Source organism: Granulicella paludicola, assembly GCF_025685545.1.
Lineage (GTDB): Bacteria > Acidobacteriota > Terriglobia > Terriglobales > Acidobacteriaceae > Granulicella > Granulicella paludicola.
Map to the genome: position 1 here is coordinate 109,175 of NZ_JAGSYC010000024.1, position 18,274 is coordinate 127,448.

Genomic DNA, 18,274 nt, shown 5'->3' on the forward strand with positions numbered 1-18,274 from the left:
GTATCGTGATCGAAAGAGCGTTTCTGGTTGAAGGGGAAGTGTTACCTATGCCTACGTTTGCAGCGATCGATATTGGTTCGAACTCATGCCGCCTGGCGATTGCGTCGGTGCAGCAGCACAAGCTGAAGATTCTGCATGAGGATCGCGAGGTGACGCGGCTGGGCGAGAGTGTCTTCGATGCCGGGGTAATCTCTCCAGAGGCAATGGCCGCGACGGTGGATGCGCTGAAGCGATTCCAGAAGGCGGTGCAAGCGCATGTGGTGGACAAGGTGCGGGTGGTGGCGACGAGCGCGACGCGCGATGCGCGGAACTCAGCGGCGTTCAAGGCGTGGGTGAAATCGACGACCGGTTGGGACATGGAGGTGATTTCAGGTCTCGAAGAAGGTCGGCTGATTCACCTCGGCGTCGTGACGCATGAGGCTGGAGCGCGCGGCAAATGTATGCTGATCGATCTTGGCGGAGGCAGCTGCGAGGTCACGGTGTCGGAGAACGGCCGCATCAAGGAGATGGTGAGCCTGCCGCTGGGCGCGGTGCGATTGCAGCAGGAGTTTCTGCGCAACGATCCTCCGGGCAAGGATGATATTGCGCGGCTGAAGAAGTTTATCGACCGCGAGTTGAAGCGCGGCGAGCGCAAGCTGGGACAGCCGAAGGTGGGGTTGGTGATTGCGACGTCGGGTACAGCGGCGGCGCTGGCTAGTGTGGGCGTGGAGGAGATCGTCGCGGCTAAGAAGCCGTTGAAGGCGACGCGGACGGTGCGGACGCGCGCGAAGGCAGGCTATGTGGTACTGTCGGCGGAGACGAAGGCGGTGCGCTGGCTGGCGGAACGGCTGCTGAAGATGAACAACGCGCAGCGGGCGGCGGTGCCGGGCATCGGGCCGAAGCGTTCGGAGATCATCTCAGGCGGAGCGCAGGTATATGCGGCGCTGCTGGAGCGGTTCGGACTGAAGGGTTTCCGGTATTCTCCGCTGGGGTTGCGGGATGGTGTGCTGGCGCAGATGCTGGCGGACTCGGATGTGCGGGCGAGCGCTCACCAGACGATGGAGGCAGAGCGCTGGGAGGGTATACACGAGGTCTGCCGCCGATATGGTGTAAACCCGCGGATGGCAGAGCCGGAACGGGTGCATGCGGGGCAGCTCTTCGATCAACTGCAGAGAGTGCATGAACTGCCGCCGGAGTATCGGCTGTGGCTGGAGTCAGCGGCGATGATGCAGGGAGTGGGCAAGTTCCTGAATCACCAGGGGCACCATCGCCACTCGCAGTACATCATTGCGCACTCGGAGATCTTTGGATTTTCGCCGTCGCAGCGGGCGATTGTGGCTGCGATTGCACGATACCTAGGGCGCAGCCGGCCGGATCCGATGGACCGCACGATGCGCATGGTGCCGGTGGACGAGCATATCCATGTGCAGCGCGCCGTGGTGCTGCTGCGGCTGGCGCAGGCGCTGAATCAGGATCGGGCGACGGATGCGGTGAAGCTGCACACGAAGGTGTATCCGAAGCGCGTGTTATTGCAGTTGCTGCCTGCGCGTGGGCGCGCCGATCTTGAGGTGTGGGCGCTGAAGAAAGAGGCGGATTATTTCCGCGAGGTCTTCCGGCGGGAGCTCTTGGTCGACGTGGAATAGAGAGCGCGGACGATGCGTGGGTCGAGCAGGCTCTGCAATACAGCGGGGCCGCGCATAAGGCTGACACGGGCGAGTGATCCCTTGCGGAGCCGGACGCCGGGGATAGTGGTTTCGCCAGGGGCCGCGAGGAGTTGGCCGAGGAACTGCGTCAAATTAGGGTTGTGACCGACGACGAGAACGTTCTCATAGTTGGAACAGTCACGAAGCAGCTTCTGGAAGTCGGCGAATGTGGCCGCAGGCGACAGGCCGTTGGAGATGACGATGTTCTGCTCGAAGCCGGTTTCGGTGGCGACGAGTTGGGCGGTCTGCAGGCTGCGCTTGAGCGGGCTGGAGACGACGAGGTCGAAGTTGATCTTCATGGCGTTAAGCACATGCGCTAGCTGCAGGCAGTGGCTCTTGCCGTCTTTATCGAGGGGACGCTTCGTATCGAGTGTGGGATTGAGTCGGCGCAGACCTGCGCTGGCGTGACGGAGTACGTAAAGATTCATCGGTGTGTCTGACTTCCCTTGGTTTTCTGGTGTGCGGGACTATCGGCACTCTTGTTATTTTACCGGATGTTAACAATTCGCTTATGGGAGCAGCCAAAGCTCTGTGTAAAGCAGGCCGAAGAGCCGCTGGTGGTGAGCTATGCGGGTAAAGCCAGCGCGGGTGAGGGCGGATTGCGGGTCGGGCAGGTGCGAGGTGTGGAGACCTGTGAGGAGGGCGAAGGCGAAATAGAGCGCTCGGATGTAGAGGCTGGCAAGAGGCCTCAGGAATGGGTGAGCGGGGATCGCGAAGTCCGAGACGAGCCAGAGTGTGCCGGGAGCGAGTTGTGCGGCGAGGCGCTGGGTGAGCGCGTCGACCTCGGGCTGGGTGAAGCAGTCGAGTAGGAAATGTGTGGTGATGAGGTCGGTGCCGGGTGGGGGATGGAGGGTGAGAGCGGAGGTCTGCTGCGTGTGAAGGCGGTCTGAGGCGAAGGTGCAGCGCGTGCGGAGGAGTTGCAGCATGGTGGCGCTGGTGTCGATGGCGAGGGCTTGCAGGGTAGAGTTCTGGTGGAGGAGACGGGCGAGGAAGCGACCGTCTCCGTCGCCGAGGATGAGGGCGTGGCGGCGATCGGTAAGGGCAGGCAGGTGATGCTCGCGGGTGCGTTCGAGCAGGGGACCGAGGGAGAGATATTCCGCCCAGCGATAGATGTGGGCGACGCGGTCGAAGTTGGGGCAGCGCTGCGTCATCGAGTGAAGAGAAAGAGCAGCGGAGTGAGCAGCACGAGATCGGCGGCGGCGCGGAGGTGGAGCGGCGTGAGGCGACGGCGCTGGATGTGAAGCAGGAAGAGTAGGGCGATGCTGAGAGCGCAGGCGATCGCAGGAGCGACGGCGATGGGCGTGCGGAGGATGACAGCGATGCTAAGAGCGAGGAGACCGAGACTAAGCTGTGGGAGATGGCGAATGGCCCAGAGCGTCGTCCAGTGGGCGTTGGGTTGGGAGTGTGGCTGGGGTGGGTGCTCCCATGCGTAGAGAAAGAGGCAGTTGAGGGTGCAGGCGGCGGCGAAGAGCGCGGCGATGGGGAGCAACTGGAGTTGAAGCTGTGGGACGCGCGCGACTGTGGGAATGAAGATGGCTGCCGGGAAGAAGATGCCGACGGCGAGTTCTTTGGGAAGGCGCTGGGCTCCTTTGTGCGGTTGAGGCCGCACGTGAATGAGCAGCAGCCAGGTGCCGAGCAGGGTGGCGAGGAGCATATAGAGCTCGAGGGCCCGGTGATGGATGTTGAGCAGGAGAGCTGTGAGTGCGAGTGAGGCGAGGACGATGACGGAGAGGAAGCGCGAGCGATGGCGGTGGTGGAAGCGGTGGCGCTCTTCGAGGTCTCTCGAGGAGAACTCGGTGTCGAGCTGACGGGCGTCGAGAAGACGGGCATCAAGGAGTCGGTCGGCGGCGTAGATCATCCAGACGGCGGTGAACATGGCGGCGATGGCCTGCCATGGCAACGCGAGGCCTAGGGAGTGGGCGATGAACCAGGTCCAGAGGGCAGCGACGCTGGGGGCGTCGAGCGAGAGCAGGTGCCAGAGTGCGAGGGGGGTGTGGCGTCTTGGTCGGGGTGGGACAAGGTACGGACGGGAGCCAAGGTCTTGCGGGGCGAGATGTGGGTGGCTTGGCAAACGGCTGTCCCTGAACAAGTCTATTTGGATTGGATGCTCAGGGAGAGTGTTTGGTAGGGAGAGTCTGCAAACCCAGCTCCGAGATCCAGAGCCGGGGCACATCCTTTGGGTATTCGACGTTAGGCGAGGGAGCTGGGGAGGAACTTGGCGACCTATGTGTTGGAGGGAGCCTGCGAGGCCGGAATGTTCGAGCGGGCTGGCGGCTCCTGTGAGCGGTTGCTGCTGGCGGTGGGGGTTCCGCCTTCGCGATGTTGGCGTGAGCCGGTGGCCCAGAAGGTGGGATCGATGTCGGGGAAGATGCTGTCGCGGTGCTCGATGGCGGCGACGCGGGCTTCGTGCTCCGGCAGGATGGAGCCGTAGTGGTCGAAGTCGTGCCAGATCTTCTTGAGCTCGTTGAACTGATCGTTGTGGCTGTTGAAGCGAAGCTCGGCGTAGTCGCGGGCGGCGCCGGTAGTGATGAGGAACTGCCAGTCGGAGGATTCGAGGAGCAGGAGTTCACGGCAGAGCTGCTTGATGATGCGCTCGCCGAGACCGCCATCGCGCCACTTGTCCGTGGAGCAGACCTCGCGGGTGAAGAGCTCCGCTGGATAGAGGTGCGTGTAGGTCCAGGAGGTATCCGGGTTGAGCCAGACCTGGTTATTACCTTCGGCTCCCCACGAGCCTTCCTTCATGGAGATCAGGCCGGCGCGCGGGAATTTGTCCAGGTAGTCCGAGCACGAGATGAGCTTGAGATCGCCGGGGAACTCATGCAGGATGCGGGCGACGGCTTCGAGCCAGAGCGGACCTTCGAACCACCAGTGACCAAAGAGCTCGGCATCGAAGGGCGAGCAGAGGATTGGCGGGATGGGGTCATTGAGATTGTGCTGAAGGGCTTCCCAGACGAGGTGCACGAAGTGGGCTGCGTGGCCGCGGACGCGGACAGCGGCGTCCTGCGGGTAGTAGGGTTCCTTGTCGCCCATGTCGACGCCATGGCCGGTGACGCGCCAGTAGCGATGGCCGCCGGGCCAGCGCTTTTTGTGGAAGTCGAGGTAGTTGCTGTCTCCGGGATAGCCGGAGTCGCCGGACCAGACCTGCACGCCGGTGCGCGGATCGCGCGGGAAGACGGTGGTAGCGTGCTGCTTATCGTAGGGGCCGTCGACGAAGTAAGGCTGATAAAGGGCGCGCGTGTTGCTGCTGGGATCGCCGAGGACATGCGCTACCTTACCCGCCATGAGGTCATACGGCGAGTTCGCAGCGGAGGCCTGCTCGATGAGGTGGGTATCGACGAAGAAGTATTCGAGATCGCTTTCGGAGAGCGCTTGTTCAACCCCGATGCGTTCGAAGTCGGCGTTGGTGGAGCCGTCGGCGTTGGGGACGGGGTAGCTCCATAGGCCGGAGGGGCGATAACCGCATTCAGGTGACCAGATGCCACGCGGAGCTTTGCCAATGTGACGCTTGTGGGCGTTGACGCCGGTGCGGACCTGCGCGCGAACGCTCTCGTCGGTGCCGAGCAATGGCATGTAGCCGTGGGTGGCGGCGCAGGTGATGATCTCGATGAGACCCTTGTCGTTGAAGTAGCGGAAGCCGCGGATGATGTCGCTGTCAAGTGCGCGGAAGTCGACGAGCGCTTCGGAGAAAAAGCGGTGCCAGAAGCGGGCGGTCTCGGCGTACTGATGCTCGTTGATGGAGACGAAGAAGGCTTCGTCTTCTCGGGCGGCGGCGATCTTGCGCTCGAGGTAATGAGGGAACTCGGTCTTGAAGACCGGGTGTGCGAGCTGCTCGAGCAGGATCGGCGAGATATTGAGGTTACAGTGGAGTGCGATGCCATCGGCTTCGAGGCGGCCGAACACGCGAAGGAGGGGGAGGTAGGTTTCGGCGGCAGCTTCGTGTAGCCACTCCATACCGTGAGGCCAGGTGCCGTGATTCACCACATAGGGCAGGTGCGCGTGCAGGGTAAAGGTGAGAAAACCGGTCGGCTTCGCGGCAGGTGCGGTCAAAGTGCGTTCCCCTTGCGGTTGTATGTAACGATGACGAGCTGGCGGGCTGTTCCCTGCGCCAAGTGTAGCAGCGAGTCTTTGCGGTAAAGGTCGGGGGAGCAAACAGAACGGGCGAAGCTTGAGGCTTCGCCCGTTGGGCTGTGCTGCTCGTTGAAATTGGATGCTTAAGGACTGACTGAGGTTTTCACAGGTTCTTAACGCTGCTGCAAACCGGGGTTTTCGTCATCGACGTCGGCCGCCTGTTCGGTGGTCTGCACGGTAATCGAGTTGGTGAGGCGGAAGGGAATGACGGACTCAGAGCTAATGCCCACCTGCTGGCCGCGGGTTGCGCCCTGCAGGATCGTGCCGCCGCCGGCACCGGCTCCAGCACCGATGGCTGCTCCCTTGCCGCCACCGAAGATGCCGCCGAGGACTGCGCCGATCGCGGCGCCGCCGCCAATCTTCTCTGCGGTGTTCTTGCCGCGACCCTTACCCTCGAGGACGTAGGGCTCAGCCTGGATGGGAATGCGCTCGCCATGGCGACGCACGGAGTCAAGCCGAAGGACCAGCAAGGAATTGCCCTTGAAGTGGCCTGCGTCCTTCGCGTCGGTCACGGTCCCCTGAACGGACGCGCCTGCAGGGATGACGACATAGCCATCTCGGATGATGGGGCGAGAGACGACGCCGGAGAACGGCGTGCCGGGCTGAGTGGTTTCGCTGCTGAGGCTCTCGGTGATGCGGATGGAGAGGTTGGTCCCCGAAGCCAGCGTGATGTTATGCACGATCGGTGCAGGCGGTGCGGGAGCGGCTGCCGTAGGTGCAGGCGGCGGAGGCAGCGGCTGATGCTGCTGGATGGCGACGCGCTCAGTCTTGGTGGCGAGGCGTGGGGCAGCAGGTGCCGAGGGCTGCGTAATGGTCGGGGCGACGGCTAGACCTGCGATGGTGAGGTTGTTGACGACCTCTTTGACGCCGTCTACCTTGGCGGTGTCCTGGGCGGCGAGGGAACTGGCGGTCTCGTCGGTCACATTGCCTGTGAGCGTCACAACACCAGCCTGCGTTGCAACCTGGATGGGCTGCTGTGCGATGACGGAGTCTCCCGAGAGAGCAGCCTTGACGTTGTTGTTCAGGGTTGCGTCATCGACCGTCTTCTTGCAGCCTGCGAAGGACAGCAGAGCGAGAGCGGCTACGGCGGCGGACATCCCAACACGCGTGCGGGTCGAGAACCGATGTAGATCAGATGTGTGCTTCATACTGGGATAACCTCGTAATTGGAGGGAGTTGCTATGTTGTATCTCTGAGCTGAGAAACGAGCTCAATGGCTATGTTGGATGCGCGACAAAGAGCTTTGGGTGGAAGGATTTACACAACTTCCAATGGGTCGTCAGCAGAAGTAAATGCAACGTTGAGGTTGCAACCCGGCGGAGTGCTTCTATCATCTACTCCATACGCGTCCTTCTATGCAAATAGATAGAGATGGCACGCTGATGGAACCGATGTGATCGGGGCTAGTAAAAGTTTATGGATTTAGTGTTAAGCGGCGTAAACGCCAGAAGGAGTGATAGCAATGGCAGATAACGAGAACGGTGGATTTGGATGGTTTCTGGCTGGCCTAGGCATTGGTGCCCTTGTGGGTGTTTTGTATGCGCCGAAGTCTGGTAAGGAGACGCGCGACGACTTGAAGGCCAGTGCTCTGGATGCGAAGGATCGCGCTGCTAAGCTGTACGTCGAGACGACGGATCAAGTGACCGGCTACGTGCGCCAAGGCAAGGATGTCGCCAACGACTACGTCGACAAGGGCCGCGAGTACTACGAGAAGGGCCGCTCGCAGTTCAACGATTATGTGGACAAGGGCAAGGATCTGATCCAGAACCAGGCGGATGCCGCGAAGGCTGCCGTCGAGGCGGGTAAGAGCGCCTATGTGGAAAAGACGACCACCAATCCTCCGTTGGTTTAGCTTTCTCTTGGATAGGCCCCTGCCGTTGCACGCTGGCGATTTGCTCGTGCACGGCGGGGGCTATTATGTTTTGAACAAATTCTTGGATTGAGGAAGACGATGACTGTATCTATCGCAGCGCTTGCAATGTTTCAGGGCACGGATGCTGCCGCTGCACATGATGTTCACATGATGATGTACGCGGTGTGGATCATTGCGATCGCTCTGGGAGTGGCTGCGGGCGCGATGGTGCTGATCGCGGGCTATGCAGCGAAGCTTCTTTTGACCGTAAATGGCATGGCGAAAGAGGTGAAGGAGAATACGGCGCCGCTGCTACAGAAGACCCATATGCTGGTCTCTGAAATTGCTCCGAAGATCAGCAGCTTTACGACGAATGCGGAGCATGTCAGTTCGACGGTTCGCGCAAAGGTCGATGAGCTTTCGGTGACGGTAACACAATTAAATGCGACGGCGCAGAACCTGAATGCTCGTGCCCAGGTACATGTGGCTCATGCGGATGACATTGTGAAGGACGCCTTGGATGCAGCTGAGGATATTTCGTACACCGTGCAACAGCAGATCAAGGCTCCGCTGCGGCAAGTGATCGGAGTAGTGGCTGGCGTTCGGGCCGGAGTGGAAAAACTGATCCAGCTATCACCATTCGGTCGCGGGTAGGCGGGGAGACTGCGGGTCTGCTCGTGGGGGATGTTCCGTTTCGCGACATGAAGAGTTTCAGATTCGGCGCCGATAGGGAGTGGGAAGTGCAGACTTCCATCGCTCTATCGGAGCCGAAGAGTATGACCAGCGTAGCCCTGAGCAACAGTTTGTTTTCGCAGATGGCCGGTTCGTCCGGCACTGAGAATGTTTTTGCCACCGACCTTAGTCAACTGACGCAAGACCTGCAAAGCGGCAATCTATCGGCCGCTCAGCAGGACTGGGTGACGTTGTCATCGGATGCTTTGAATGGAGCGTCGGCGACAAGCGCGACGACTTCGGCCAGTGGGATCAGTGCGGACGTGTTGAGCAATCTGGCGGTAGCGCAAGCGCGACGAGTACGTTTGTAAGCGAACTGAATCAGGTTGGAACTGATTTGCAGAACGGCGACTTGAGCTCAGCCCAAGGCGATATGCTGGCCGTGGATGCGACGGTGATGGGAGCTTCGCCAGCTTCGACGAGTAGCGGCACGAGTGTAGCGACGCCAAGCACGATTGCAAAGACTACGGACAACGAAGTATTGATCGCGGCGATTGTGAAGGCCATGGGGGCAGGTGATACTTCGCTGGTGAGCACCGGCCTCTCTCAACTTGCAGCGTCTTCGTCGAGCTCTGAGGGAGCGAGTGTGCTGGCTTCGATGAGTGGGGGTTCGGTTGCATCGAGTGCGAGCGGTTCTGCGACGAGCCAGGTGAGCCAGCTATTGCAGAGCCTGACGACGAATAGTGCGAGCTCGTCGCTAAGCCTGCTGGCGTAGCGACAAGCTCCCTTTCACTATTCGGCGTTCTTGAACATCTGGCGGATGCCGCGAAGCGCCTGGCGCGTGCGCTCTTCGTTTTCGATGAGCGAGAAGCGAACGTGGGTGTCTCCGAGGTCTCCGAAGCCAACGCCGGGGCTGACGGCGGTGTGGGCTTCGGCGAGGAGTTTCTTGGAGAACTCGATGGAGCCGAGCGCTTTGAATTGATCAGGGATCTTTGCCCAGACGAACATGGTGGCCTTCGGCATGTCGACGTGCCAGCCGAGTTTATTCAGGCCGGGGACGAGGACGTCGCGACGACGCTTGTAGACGTCGACGATGTCGGCGACACATTGCTGAGGGCCTTCAAGCGCGGCGATCGAGGCGACTTGAATCGGCGTGAAGGTGCCGTAGTCGAAGTAGCTCTTGATGCGCCCGAGAGCGTAGACGAGTTTTGGGCAGCCGACCATGAAGCCGACGCGCCAGCCGGGCATGTTGTAGGACTTGGAAAGCGTGAAGAACTCGACGGCGATGTCTTTCGCGCCGGTGACTTCAAGGACGCTGGGGGCGCGGTACCCGTCAAAGACGATGTCGGCGTAGGCGAGGTCGTGGACGATAAAGATGCCGAGCTCTTTGCAGAGCGGCACGAGCTTTTCAAAGAAGCTGAGATCGACGCACTGCGTTGTGGGGTTCGCCGGGAAGTTGAGGATGAGGATCTTGGGCCGCGGCTCGAGGCGTGGGAGCTGGTAGGCAAACTGCTCGAACAGGGCATCGGAATCAGCGTTGGGATCAAGCTGCAGGGACTGCACCTGCGAACCGGCGATGACGGGTCCGAAGATGTGAATCGGATAGCTGGGATTCGGGACGGCGACGGTGTCTTTATCGTCGAGCAGGGCGAGACAGAGATGGGCGATGCCTTCCTTGCTGCCGATGGTGACGATGGCTTCGGTGTCGGGGTTCAGGTCGACGTCGTAGCGACGCTTGTACCAGTCGCAGATAGCTTTGCGCAAGCGCGGGATGCCTTTGGAGAGCGAGTAGCGGTGCGTGGTGGTGCGCTGTGCGGCTTCGATGAGCTTGTCGACGATGAACTTGGGGGTCGCGCCGTCGGGATTGCCCATGCCGAAGTCGATGATGTCTTCGCCGCGCTTGCGTGCTGCTGCCTTCAACTCGCCTGTGATGTTAAAGACGTAGGCGGGGAGGCGAGTGAGGCGGCGAAATTCTTCCATGATGGTGCGCGAGCTCCTTAAAAAGATGTTCGTTAAGGGTAGCGCATTGTGAGGAATGGGAGTTGCTGTAACAGGTGCGTTCCGCGATTAAACGATCCAGCCGCCCCCAGCAACCTCATCGCCCTGGTAGAAGACGGCGGACTGGCCGGGCGTGATGGCACGCTGCGGCTCGTCGAAGGTGGCTTCGATCTGGGTGTCTCCGTTGGGGCCGGGGCCGAGGACGCGGAGTGTGGCGGGTGCGGGTTCGTGGCGATGGCGTATCTTGATGTCGACGCGGATGGGGGCATCGGGTTCGGGGATCGAGACCCAGTTGAGCCGGTCGGCGATGAGCGTGCGCGAGAGCAGGGCGGTGTCAGGGCCGACCTCGACGGCGTGGCTGTCAGGGTGGATCTTCAACACGTAAAGCGGGTCAGGCGAGCTAAGACCGAGTCCCTTGCGCTGGCCGACGGTGAAGCTGTGAATGCCTCCGTGGCGACCGACGACGGCAGTTTCGCCATTGGGTCCTGCGGTGACGAGCTCGCCCGAGGAATCGGGGAGAGCTTCACCCTGCTCGTCGAGGTAGGCCTTGAGAAAGTCGGAGTAGCTGCCGCCCGGTATGAAGCAGATCTCCTGGGAGTCAGGCTTCTGAGCGAGGGCGAGGCCGTGGTCGGCGGCCATCTCGCGGACGGCAGGCTTCTGCATCTCGCCGAGCGGAAAAAGGGTGCGCGAGAGCTGCTCCTGGGTAAGACCGAAGAGGAAGTAGGTCTGGTCCTTGCTGCGATCGGCGGGGCGCGACAGCACCCAGCGCTGGCGCCCCTCTTCGAAGTGGTTGCGGGCGTAATGGCCGGTGGCGATGCGGTCGGCACCGATCTGGCGGGCCGTGAGCAGCAGTTGATCGAACTTGAGATGGTTGTTGCAGAGGGTGCAGGGAATAGGCGTGCGACCGGCGAGGTACTCGGAGACAAAGGGACGGACGACCTCGGCCTCGAAGCGGTCCTGAGCGTTGATGAGGTAGTAAGGAATGCCAAGGTGCTCGGCGACGCGGCGAGCATCGTAGACGTCGTCGATGGAGCAGCAGCGGCCCTGCGAGGTCTCCGGAATGCCGGGCTTGCCGGCGAGCCGGCGCTGGTTCCAGAGCTGGAGGGTGAGGCCGACGAGCGAAAGTCCCTGCGCGTGCAGCAGGGCTGCAACGGCGGAGGAGTCGACGCCGCCGGACATGGCTACGGCTACGGTTTCATTGAAGTCAGACATAGGGTTTCGAAAAAAGCGTCAACCCGACTAGCCCGGTGGATGTACCGGTCGCGGGAGCGGAGGGAAACTCCGTCTACAGAGATGATAGTCTCCGGTAGGTAGGCAGGGAAAGCTGTTTGACCGGTGGAGACAATCGGCTGCCTCGTAAGGTAGACTCGGCCAAACATAATTCCAATGGAGAAAGAGTTTCCAATCCGTCAGAGGCAGTGGGTCCTCGCGTTCCTCGGGCTGGCGTGCGCGGTGGGCGTGGCGTCGATTTATTACAACCAGCCCCTGCTGCTGGTTATGGGGAAAGACTTTGGCGCCGGTGCACGGGCTATGGGGTTTGTCGCGGTGGCGACGCAGGTGGGTTACGCCCTGGGAATCCTTTTCTTCGTGCCACTGGGTGACGTAGCGGAGCGCCGCGCCTTGATGATGCGGATGTACGCAGGCGTAAGCGTGGCGCTGCTGATGTGCGCGTTCGCACGTGGGCTGGGGTGGATGATTGCTGCCAGCGCGCTGATCGGTCTACTAGCTTCGGTGACGCATGTGGCGCTCCCGATGGCTCCTGATCTTGTACCTCACGAGCGTCGCGGTCGGGCGATCGGAACGGTGATGACGGGGCTGCTGTTGGGTATCCTGTTGGCTCGGAGCTTTGCTGGCTGGGTGGCGAAGCTGAGCCACTTTACGGGTGTGCTTGCACCAATCAGCGGATGGCGCACGGTGTATGTTGTGGCCGCGCTGATGAACCTGGCGTTTGTGCCGGTAATCTTCCGCATCATGCCGCGGATGGAGCCGCGCCAGTCGCTGAGCTACGGGCAGACGATGCAATCGCTCTGGACGCTGTTCCGCACGGAGCCTCTACTACGAGAATCTTGCGCGATGGGGGCTCTTTGTTTTGCGTCGTTTAGCTGCTTCTGGACGACCCTCGCTTTTATGCTGCACACGCACTACGGCATGGGCCCGGATGTGGCGGGTACCTTTGGTGTAGTGGGCGCTGCGGGTGCGTTGACAGCTTCGCTGGCAGGGCGCATGGCGGACCGCAGGGGGACGCGGTATGTGCTCGGGATTGCCGGTGGCGTGTTGACGCTCTCGTACTTGGTGCTGTGGGTTGGGGACCGACTGCATGTCTCGACGCCATGGCACATGGCGGCGCTAGTCGTCGGCGTGGTGGTGCTCGATGTCGGGGCGCAGATGATGCAGGTGGGAAATCAGACCCGCATCTTTGGTCTGGGGTCCGAGGCGCGGAGCCGATTGAACACGATCTACATGACGGTGTACTTCGCTGGTGGAGCGATGGGTTCGGCGCTGGCAGGAGTGGCCTGGTCGCGGTGGGGCTGGGACGGGGTCTGCGTGCTGGCACTGGGGTTGGTTGGGCTTGCAGGGCTGCGCCACGCGACAGGGTATAGCCGGAGGCACAAAGAGGCCGCGGTGCATATCCCGGTTGTAGAGCAAGAGCCCGCCTAGACTATCCGATGGCGATGGCTTCGGCTTTGAATCATCTTCAAATGTGCCCCTGCCCTTACGCCAGTTGAGTCATTGGCGAGGTACTTGTTGCCTGTGTCAAAACACTCTGGGCGTCTGATTCTACTTATGAGCGCAAGAGGGCAACCCACCGCATGAGGTGGGCATCTGTTGGCGAAGTGCAGATACCACTTCACAGGTTGGGTAAAGACGTTTTGTTATCACTTCAATGGAGATTCGCGTCGGATTGACAACGGTCAGTCGATCTCGATATACCGATTGGGCTCGCAAGGATCGCCCAACGACGTTCGCGAACGATAAACCAGATGGTCGGCTTGACTGATCGCGCGCAATACCCGATTCAAACTCCCTACAGCTAATCACTTGAACGCCCAACCCCAGACCTGCGCCTGCGGGTTGATACCAAAAGAGGGTCACAGAGAATGCATCAACTTATTTCGGAGTACCGGGCCACGCAATGGAAACGTTTCCAACCAGTTGGATTGAACCCTTTCAAATCATCTCTAGCTTCCATCTCCACATTTATCGTGGCCATCGTTATCTTCCTGAGCGGTAGCACAGGACTATCTCAGAACGTTACGTCTTCTATTTCCGGCACAATCTCCGACGCTACGGGTGCGGTGGTTCCGAATGCAAAGATCAACGTACATAACGACGGGACAGGGCAGGCCTTATCGGTCACGACCGACGCGCACGGCAGTTATACGCTGACCAATATTCAGCCCGGCAATTACACGCTGAGCGTGTCTGCCGAAGGCTTCCAGGCGGAGACGCAGAAGGGCATCACGGTCGACCCGAACATCGGTCGCCAAGTGAACGTCGCTCTCAAAACCGGCAGTTCGAGCACGAGCATCACGGTAGACGCCGATGCGAATGCGCTGCAGACGGAGTCCGCTTCTGTAGGCCAGTTGGTGACGAGTGACCAGGTGAAGTCCATTGCACTGAATGGCCGCAACCCGATCTACCTATCTCAGCTTGAGCCCGGTGTGACGCGTAACTCTCCGCTGACCTCCTTCAACTTCACGCCCGACTTTGGCGGTCCGCAGATCAGCGGAGCGCGTAACGACGAGATCTCCGTCACGCTGGATGGCGCCCCGATGATCCGCACACGCGGCAACGGCACCACCACTGGTGTCGCCGACGTCGACAGCGTGTCGTCGATGCAGATTCTTTCAACTACGTATCCTGCGCAGTACGGCGGGACCTCCGGCGGTATCCTGGCACAGGTTCCGAAGACGGGCGGGCGCGAGTTCCATGGCACGGTCTTCGAATACCTGCGCAACTCTTTTTTCAACGCGAACACATGGGTGAACAAGCAGTCCACCGATCCGCAAGTGGCGGACCACCCGTCGCCCTTCCGTTACAACCAGTTCGGCTGGAACCTGAATGGTCCTGTCGCCATTCCGCATCTGTGGGAGGGAGCACGCAACAAACTGTTCTTCCTCGTGGGTCAGGAGTATCTGCGTTATCGCCAGTCGCCAACTCAGACCGGTAAGGTGCCTTCAGCGCTCATGCGCCAGGGCAACTTCAGCGAACTGCTGGTCCCCGGCAACATCTACAGCGCTTGCACAGGCACCGGAACGGGCGCAGCCGCTTGTGCCAATAACCAGGTCTACATCCCCGGAACCACGGTTGTGAATCCGACGACCGGCGCTGTGACGGGTACGCCATATCAAAACAACGTGATCCCGACGGCGTCATTGAGTGCGAACGGTCTCGCACTGCTGAACGCGTTCCCAGCGGCAAACCAGAACCAGCCGCAATACAACTGGGAGGCGCAGTCTCCCTACCCGCAGAACCAGCGCAAGGACACCGTCACGTTGGACTACCTGCCCACATCAAACAACCAGATTCGGTTCTCCTTCCTGCACTATGACTACTACCAGGACAGTCCGTTTGCTGGAAACTTCAACCGCACGCCGCAGATCTGGCATTGGCCGGACGAGGTAGGTGTCGTTCACTGGACTTCGACGATCCGACCGACTCTCGTGAATGACTTGACGGTTTCGGGTTCAACCGATCACGTAACCATTACCGACGATCTGTCGAGCGGACTGTACGACCGCACGAACTACGGGATCAACTTCCCCTATCTCTTCCCGGCTGCTGACAAGCTGCTGCCAACCAAGATCCCGACGATCGAGATCCAAAACTTCACCACTCTCGACGGCGGACCCTATCCTTCGCACTCGGGCGGTATCGTCATCTCCGCTGCAGATAATTTGACGAAGATCCTCGGCCGGCACACGATCACCGTCGGCGGTGTGTACTCGTATTCGGGTGAGAACAACTTCGATCAAATCGACGTAAGCAGCACGACGCCTGGCGCAACCAACAACCAGAACGGCCAGTTCGGCTTTACGAACCAGCGCAATGCCTACTCCGCACCCACGTCGAACGTGGCCATCGCGAATACGGCGCTGGGCTTGTTCGATACCTATGGCGAGATCGGGCAGAAGTCGTATACGCTCTTCCGCGGCAATGCGGGTGAGTTCTTTGCACAGGACAGCTGGCATGCAACGCCGAAGACCGTGATCGAATACGGCATTCGGTACAGCTTGTTCCAGCCGTACTATGCACTGTGGGGCAATCAGTCGATGTTCAACGCCGGTCTTTACAACCCCAGCATTGCACCGACGGTGAATCCGACGACGGGCGTAGAGACGGCAAATGGTGTTGCCAGCATCTACGACGGCATGGTGATTCCGGGTAGCGGGTTCCCCAGCAAGGCCAACGGACACGTACCGGCGGCGCTTCTGGGTGGTGCATACAACGTGCTGTTCCATAACTTCAGCCCAAGCTACTCGCCGACGCAGAAGAACACGGTTCAACCGCGCCTCGGCATCACGCAGCAGATCTCATCGACCACGGTATTCCGCGCAGGCGGTGGACGGTTTATCCAGCGCACTGGCATAAGCGATGCTTTGCAGCTCGGCGGCAACGCGCCGTTCCAAGCGGCTGAGTCGGTGACGAACGGCAACGTGGATAACCCTGGTGGTACAACGAGCAACCTGTATCCGCTGCAGATCTCGTCGCAGGCTTACAACTTCCCGAACCCGGAGGCGTGGGCGTGGAGTGCGAGCCTGGAACAGGACCTGAAGTTCGCCAACCTTACCATCTCCTATGTAGGTCGGAGGGGCATTCACCTCGGCCAGCTCGGCAACCAGAACGAATTGCAGCCGGGAACGATCCAGGCGAACCCGGGCGTAGCTCCTGATGCTCTGCGTCCATACAAGGGTTACTCGGACATCATCGAGCAGTCCGATCGCGGCAGCTCGAACTATAACGGCATGCAGGTCGACCTGAAGCGCCGTTTGACGAAGAACGTTTCGTTTGGCGCTGCTTACACGTGGGCCAAGCTGTTGGACTACGGTTCGAGCAAAGGCTACGAGCTGCCGAATTACTACAACCCGAAGAGCAACTACGGACCGGCTGACTTCGATCTGCGCAATGTGCTGGTTCTGAACTACCTGTGGAACATGCCGTATGCAGATCATGCGAACAACTGGTTCGTGCGGAATGCTCTCGGCGACTGGCAGCTTTCAGGCGTGACGCAGGCGCAGACAGGACAGCCGTTCAACATCACCGATGGTCAGGATTACGCCGGTGTTGGACCGGGGGCGGGCTCGCAGCTGTACCGACTGGTGAAGCCGGTGCGCACGCTGAAGCACTTCGGTTCAGCGGGCTGGTTCGATACGAGCTCGTTTGCTGCTCCGTTGACTGGAACGTTCGCTCCACGCGGCAGCCGCAACGCCGTGAACGAGCCGGGCTTCCAGAGCTGGAACATCGCGCTGGAGAAGCCGTTCCACGTGATTCCAGGCCATCCTGGCAACCTGCTGACGTTCCGCGCCGAGGCGTTCAACTTCACGAACCATCCAAACCTGGATAACGTGGATGCGACGCCGACCGACAGCTCGTTCGGTCAGGTGACGTCTAAGGGACAGACTTACTCTTCGGCTCGCCAGATGCAGTTCATGTTGCGTTACTCGTTCTAGTTCATCAACCGCTCCGAACGACAAAGCCCTTCCAAAAGGAGGGGCTTTGTCATTTGTGAAGCTTGAATTTTGAAGTGGTAGGCGAGACAGGGATCGAACCTGTAACCCCGGACTTAGAAGGTCCGTGCTCTATCCAATTGAGCTACTCGCCCGTGCTGGGAGATGTGAGATGCGCTGACCGCACTTACGATCTGGCCACTGCATCGATTGTAGCGGAGCCGCGCTGCGGTTCAAGCTCTTTACTGCGGAGGAGCGTCACGATGTCTTCGAGAGCGAGTTCCCAGCGGCGATGGGCGATCTCTGGCTCCGGGCCGAGAGCGGTGACGTAGAGCGTGACGGCGAAGCCTTCGAGTGGGCTATTGAGGTCGAGGAATGCGGGGCGTAGAACGCACTCGAGGGCAGCTTCGTTGTGAGGCAGCTTCTGAGCGCGCCGAACGATGCGATCGAGGCGGTCCTGCTGCTGGTGCGCTGAAGCGAAGACGGAACGCTCGCGCCAGATGAGATCGATGTAGCTGGCGAAGCCGTAGAGAGCATCTTCCTCAGCGAGCATGAGTTCGAGGCGAAGGGCTTCGAGAGTCTCTGTGTCGTCGGCTGCAGTGAGAGTCCAGGCGTCGCATTTGGCGGTGAGCAGAGGCGAGCGAGTTGCGTTGAGCGAGCGGAGAGCGCGGCCGAGTGTTGGCTGCAGCTCGGCTTCGGGGATCTCGGCGATGTCGTAGGGTTCGGCGCGGAGATCGATGAAGCGAGCTGTGCTGTTCGCGTCGGCCCAGGGGACGACGAGCGTGGGAGAGTCTGGCGAGCACTCGGCATTCCACTCAGAGAGCATCTATGTAGAGTAACTTGTTTGCGGAGGTGGGGGTACCCCCCCTCCCCCCATACTTAGGTCCTAAAGTCTTGACAAGGCTACGGATCGGTCGGGACTTGAGGTCGCCATGGTGGGCAAAGGAAAAAGGCCGCTTGCGCGGCCTTCTTTTGTTTCTTCTTTAAGCTTAGCAAATGGGAGAGGGTAAACATGCAAAAGTTTTTTGGCTGTAATCGCCTTTGTTTATGCGGTGTTTCGCGTTTTCGGGGAAGCCTGGGGGCTTGACAGGAAAAGAAGAGGCAGAGGAAAAGGCTGGCAGGATGGCAACGAAAAAGCAAGTGCAAAGGCAAATGCAGATCCCTACGGGATGACAAGCAAAGGGAAAAAAGCAAGTGCGAATGTAGATTCCTACGGGATGAGAAGCAAACGCAAAAGGCAAGTGCGAATGTAGAGTCTGCGGGAGTGGCTGATG

At 60.3% G+C, this 18,274-nt stretch carries 16 protein-coding genes and 1 tRNA gene; 8 read left to right on the forward strand and 9 right to left on the reverse strand.

Going from position 1 to position 18,274, the window contains the following annotated elements; all coding sequences use genetic code 11:
- Window positions 1–47: 47 nt before the first annotated feature.
- Entirely contained in the window at window positions 48–1,622 is a 1,575-nt protein-coding gene (locus OHL14_RS09850) for a Ppx/GppA phosphatase family protein (protein WP_263379173.1), read from the forward strand.
- On the opposite strand, the gene OHL14_RS09855 is transcribed toward OHL14_RS09850, so the two are convergent.
- The 5 genes from OHL14_RS09855 to OHL14_RS09875 all read right to left on the reverse strand — a co-directional run bounded on the left by OHL14_RS09855 (window position 1,574) and on the right by OHL14_RS09875 (window position 6,958).
- Entirely contained in the window at window positions 1,574–2,110 is a 537-nt protein-coding gene (locus OHL14_RS09855) for a SixA phosphatase family protein (RefSeq protein WP_263379174.1), read from the reverse strand. The genes OHL14_RS09850 and OHL14_RS09855 overlap by 49 nt on opposite strands.
- Before the next feature lie 81 nt (window positions 2,111–2,191).
- On the reverse strand, window positions 2,192–2,833 hold the full coding sequence (locus tag OHL14_RS09860; RefSeq protein WP_263379175.1) for a class I SAM-dependent methyltransferase: 642 nt from the start codon (window positions 2,831–2,833) through the stop codon (window positions 2,192–2,194).
- A complete protein-coding gene (locus OHL14_RS09865) occupies window positions 2,830–3,753 on the reverse strand; it encodes a hypothetical protein (RefSeq protein WP_263379176.1) in 924 nt (307 codons plus the stop codon). The genes OHL14_RS09860 and OHL14_RS09865 overlap by 4 nt, the downstream gene beginning before the upstream one ends.
- Window positions 3,754–3,905: 152 nt before the next feature.
- Window positions 3,906–5,729: a glycoside hydrolase family 57 protein gene (locus OHL14_RS09870; RefSeq protein ID WP_263379177.1), complete on the reverse strand. Its 1,824-nt coding sequence runs from the start codon at window positions 5,727–5,729 to the stop codon at window positions 3,906–3,908.
- A 194-nt stretch (window positions 5,730–5,923) separates the two neighbouring features.
- The gene (locus OHL14_RS09875; protein WP_263379178.1) at window positions 5,924–6,958 is read right to left on the reverse strand and encodes a BON domain-containing protein; all 1,035 of its coding nucleotides are present in this window, start codon (window positions 6,956–6,958) and stop codon (window positions 5,924–5,926) included.
- Window positions 6,959–7,272: 314 nt separating this feature from the next.
- Here OHL14_RS09875 and OHL14_RS09880 point away from each other — a divergent pair, with 314 nt between their 5' ends.
- The 4 genes from OHL14_RS09880 (at window position 7,273) to OHL14_RS09895 (ending at window position 9,109) form a co-directional block, all read left to right on the forward strand.
- Window positions 7,273–7,662 carry a YtxH domain-containing protein gene (locus tag OHL14_RS09880; protein WP_263379179.1) on the forward strand — a complete coding sequence of 130 codons (390 nt, stop codon included), beginning with the start codon at window positions 7,273–7,275 and terminating at the stop codon, window positions 7,660–7,662.
- Window positions 7,663–7,761: 99 nt separating this feature from the next.
- Window positions 7,762–8,316 carry a hypothetical protein gene (locus OHL14_RS09885; RefSeq protein ID WP_263379180.1) on the forward strand — a complete coding sequence of 185 codons (555 nt, stop codon included), beginning with the start codon at window positions 7,762–7,764 and terminating at the stop codon, window positions 8,314–8,316.
- A 122-nt stretch (window positions 8,317–8,438) separates the two neighbouring features.
- The gene (locus tag OHL14_RS09890; RefSeq protein WP_263379181.1) at window positions 8,439–8,705 is read left to right on the forward strand and encodes a hypothetical protein; all 267 of its coding nucleotides are present in this window, start codon (window positions 8,439–8,441) and stop codon (window positions 8,703–8,705) included.
- A gap of 41 nt (window positions 8,706–8,746) precedes the next feature.
- The gene (locus OHL14_RS09895; RefSeq protein ID WP_263379182.1) at window positions 8,747–9,109 is read left to right on the forward strand and encodes a hypothetical protein; all 363 of its coding nucleotides are present in this window, start codon (window positions 8,747–8,749) and stop codon (window positions 9,107–9,109) included.
- Window positions 9,110–9,126: 17 nt separating this feature from the next.
- Here the strand turns inward: OHL14_RS09895 and alaC are convergent, their stop codons facing one another.
- Together alaC and mnmA are read right to left on the reverse strand one after the other, a co-directional pair.
- Window positions 9,127–10,314, reverse strand: a complete 1,188-nt coding sequence (gene alaC / locus OHL14_RS09900; protein WP_263379183.1) for an alanine transaminase — start codon at window positions 10,312–10,314, stop codon at window positions 9,127–9,129.
- 87 nt (window positions 10,315–10,401) lie between these two features.
- Window positions 10,402–11,544 (reverse strand): tRNA 2-thiouridine(34) synthase MnmA, encoded by a 1,143-nt coding sequence (gene mnmA, locus OHL14_RS09905; protein ID WP_263379184.1) that lies wholly within the window; start codon window positions 11,542–11,544, stop codon window positions 10,402–10,404.
- A 174-nt stretch (window positions 11,545–11,718) separates the two neighbouring features.
- Between mnmA and OHL14_RS09910 the strand changes: the two genes are divergently transcribed.
- Together OHL14_RS09910 and OHL14_RS09915 are read left to right on the forward strand one after the other, a co-directional pair.
- Complete coding sequence (locus OHL14_RS09910; RefSeq protein WP_263379185.1) at window positions 11,719–12,990, forward strand: MFS transporter; 1,272 nt, start codon at window positions 11,719–11,721, stop codon at window positions 12,988–12,990.
- A gap of 545 nt (window positions 12,991–13,535) precedes the next feature.
- Window positions 13,536–17,003 carry a Plug and carboxypeptidase regulatory-like domain-containing protein gene (locus OHL14_RS09915; RefSeq protein WP_263379186.1) on the forward strand — a complete coding sequence of 1,156 codons (3,468 nt, stop codon included), beginning with the start codon at window positions 13,536–13,538 and terminating at the stop codon, window positions 17,001–17,003.
- A gap of 75 nt (window positions 17,004–17,078) precedes the next feature.
- On the opposite strand, the gene OHL14_RS09920 is transcribed toward OHL14_RS09915, so the two are convergent.
- Together OHL14_RS09920 and OHL14_RS09925 are read right to left on the reverse strand one after the other, a co-directional pair.
- Window positions 17,079–17,155 (reverse strand) — tRNA-Arg (locus OHL14_RS09920).
- A gap of 32 nt (window positions 17,156–17,187) precedes the next feature.
- Window positions 17,188–17,826, reverse strand: a complete 639-nt coding sequence (locus tag OHL14_RS09925) for a hypothetical protein (RefSeq protein WP_263379187.1) — start codon at window positions 17,824–17,826, stop codon at window positions 17,188–17,190.
- A gap of 199 nt (window positions 17,827–18,025) precedes the next feature.
- Between OHL14_RS09925 and OHL14_RS09930 the strand changes: the two genes are divergently transcribed.
- Window positions 18,026–18,253, forward strand: a complete 228-nt coding sequence (locus tag OHL14_RS09930) for a hypothetical protein (RefSeq protein WP_263379188.1) — start codon at window positions 18,026–18,028, stop codon at window positions 18,251–18,253.
- Window positions 18,254–18,274: the final 21 nt, after the last annotated feature.

Coding starts and splice junctions, on each gene's coding strand:
- OHL14_RS09850 (WP_263379173.1), top strand. CDS start 48: ATGCCTACGTTTGCAGCGATCGATATTGGTTCGAACTCATGCCGCCTG.
- OHL14_RS09855 (WP_263379174.1), bottom strand. CDS start 2,110: ATGAATCTTTACGTACTCCGTCACGCCAGCGCAGGTCTGCGCCGACTC.
- OHL14_RS09860 (WP_263379175.1), bottom strand. CDS start 2,833: ATGACGCAGCGCTGCCCCAACTTCGACCGCGTCGCCCACATCTATCGC.
- OHL14_RS09875 (WP_263379178.1), bottom strand. CDS start 6,958: ATGAAGCACACATCTGATCTACATCGGTTCTCGACCCGCACGCGTGTT.
- OHL14_RS09880 (WP_263379179.1), top strand. CDS start 7,273: ATGGCAGATAACGAGAACGGTGGATTTGGATGGTTTCTGGCTGGCCTA.
- OHL14_RS09885 (WP_263379180.1), top strand. CDS start 7,762: ATGACTGTATCTATCGCAGCGCTTGCAATGTTTCAGGGCACGGATGCT.
- OHL14_RS09890 (WP_263379181.1), top strand. CDS start 8,439: ATGACCAGCGTAGCCCTGAGCAACAGTTTGTTTTCGCAGATGGCCGGT.
- alaC (WP_263379183.1), bottom strand. CDS start 10,314: ATGGAAGAATTTCGCCGCCTCACTCGCCTCCCCGCCTACGTCTTTAAC.
- mnmA (WP_263379184.1), bottom strand. CDS start 11,544: ATGTCTGACTTCAATGAAACCGTAGCCGTAGCCATGTCCGGCGGCGTC.
- OHL14_RS09910 (WP_263379185.1), top strand. CDS start 11,719: ATGGAGAAAGAGTTTCCAATCCGTCAGAGGCAGTGGGTCCTCGCGTTC.
- OHL14_RS09925 (WP_263379187.1), bottom strand. CDS start 17,826: ATGCTCTCTGAGTGGAATGCCGAGTGCTCGCCAGACTCTCCCACGCTC.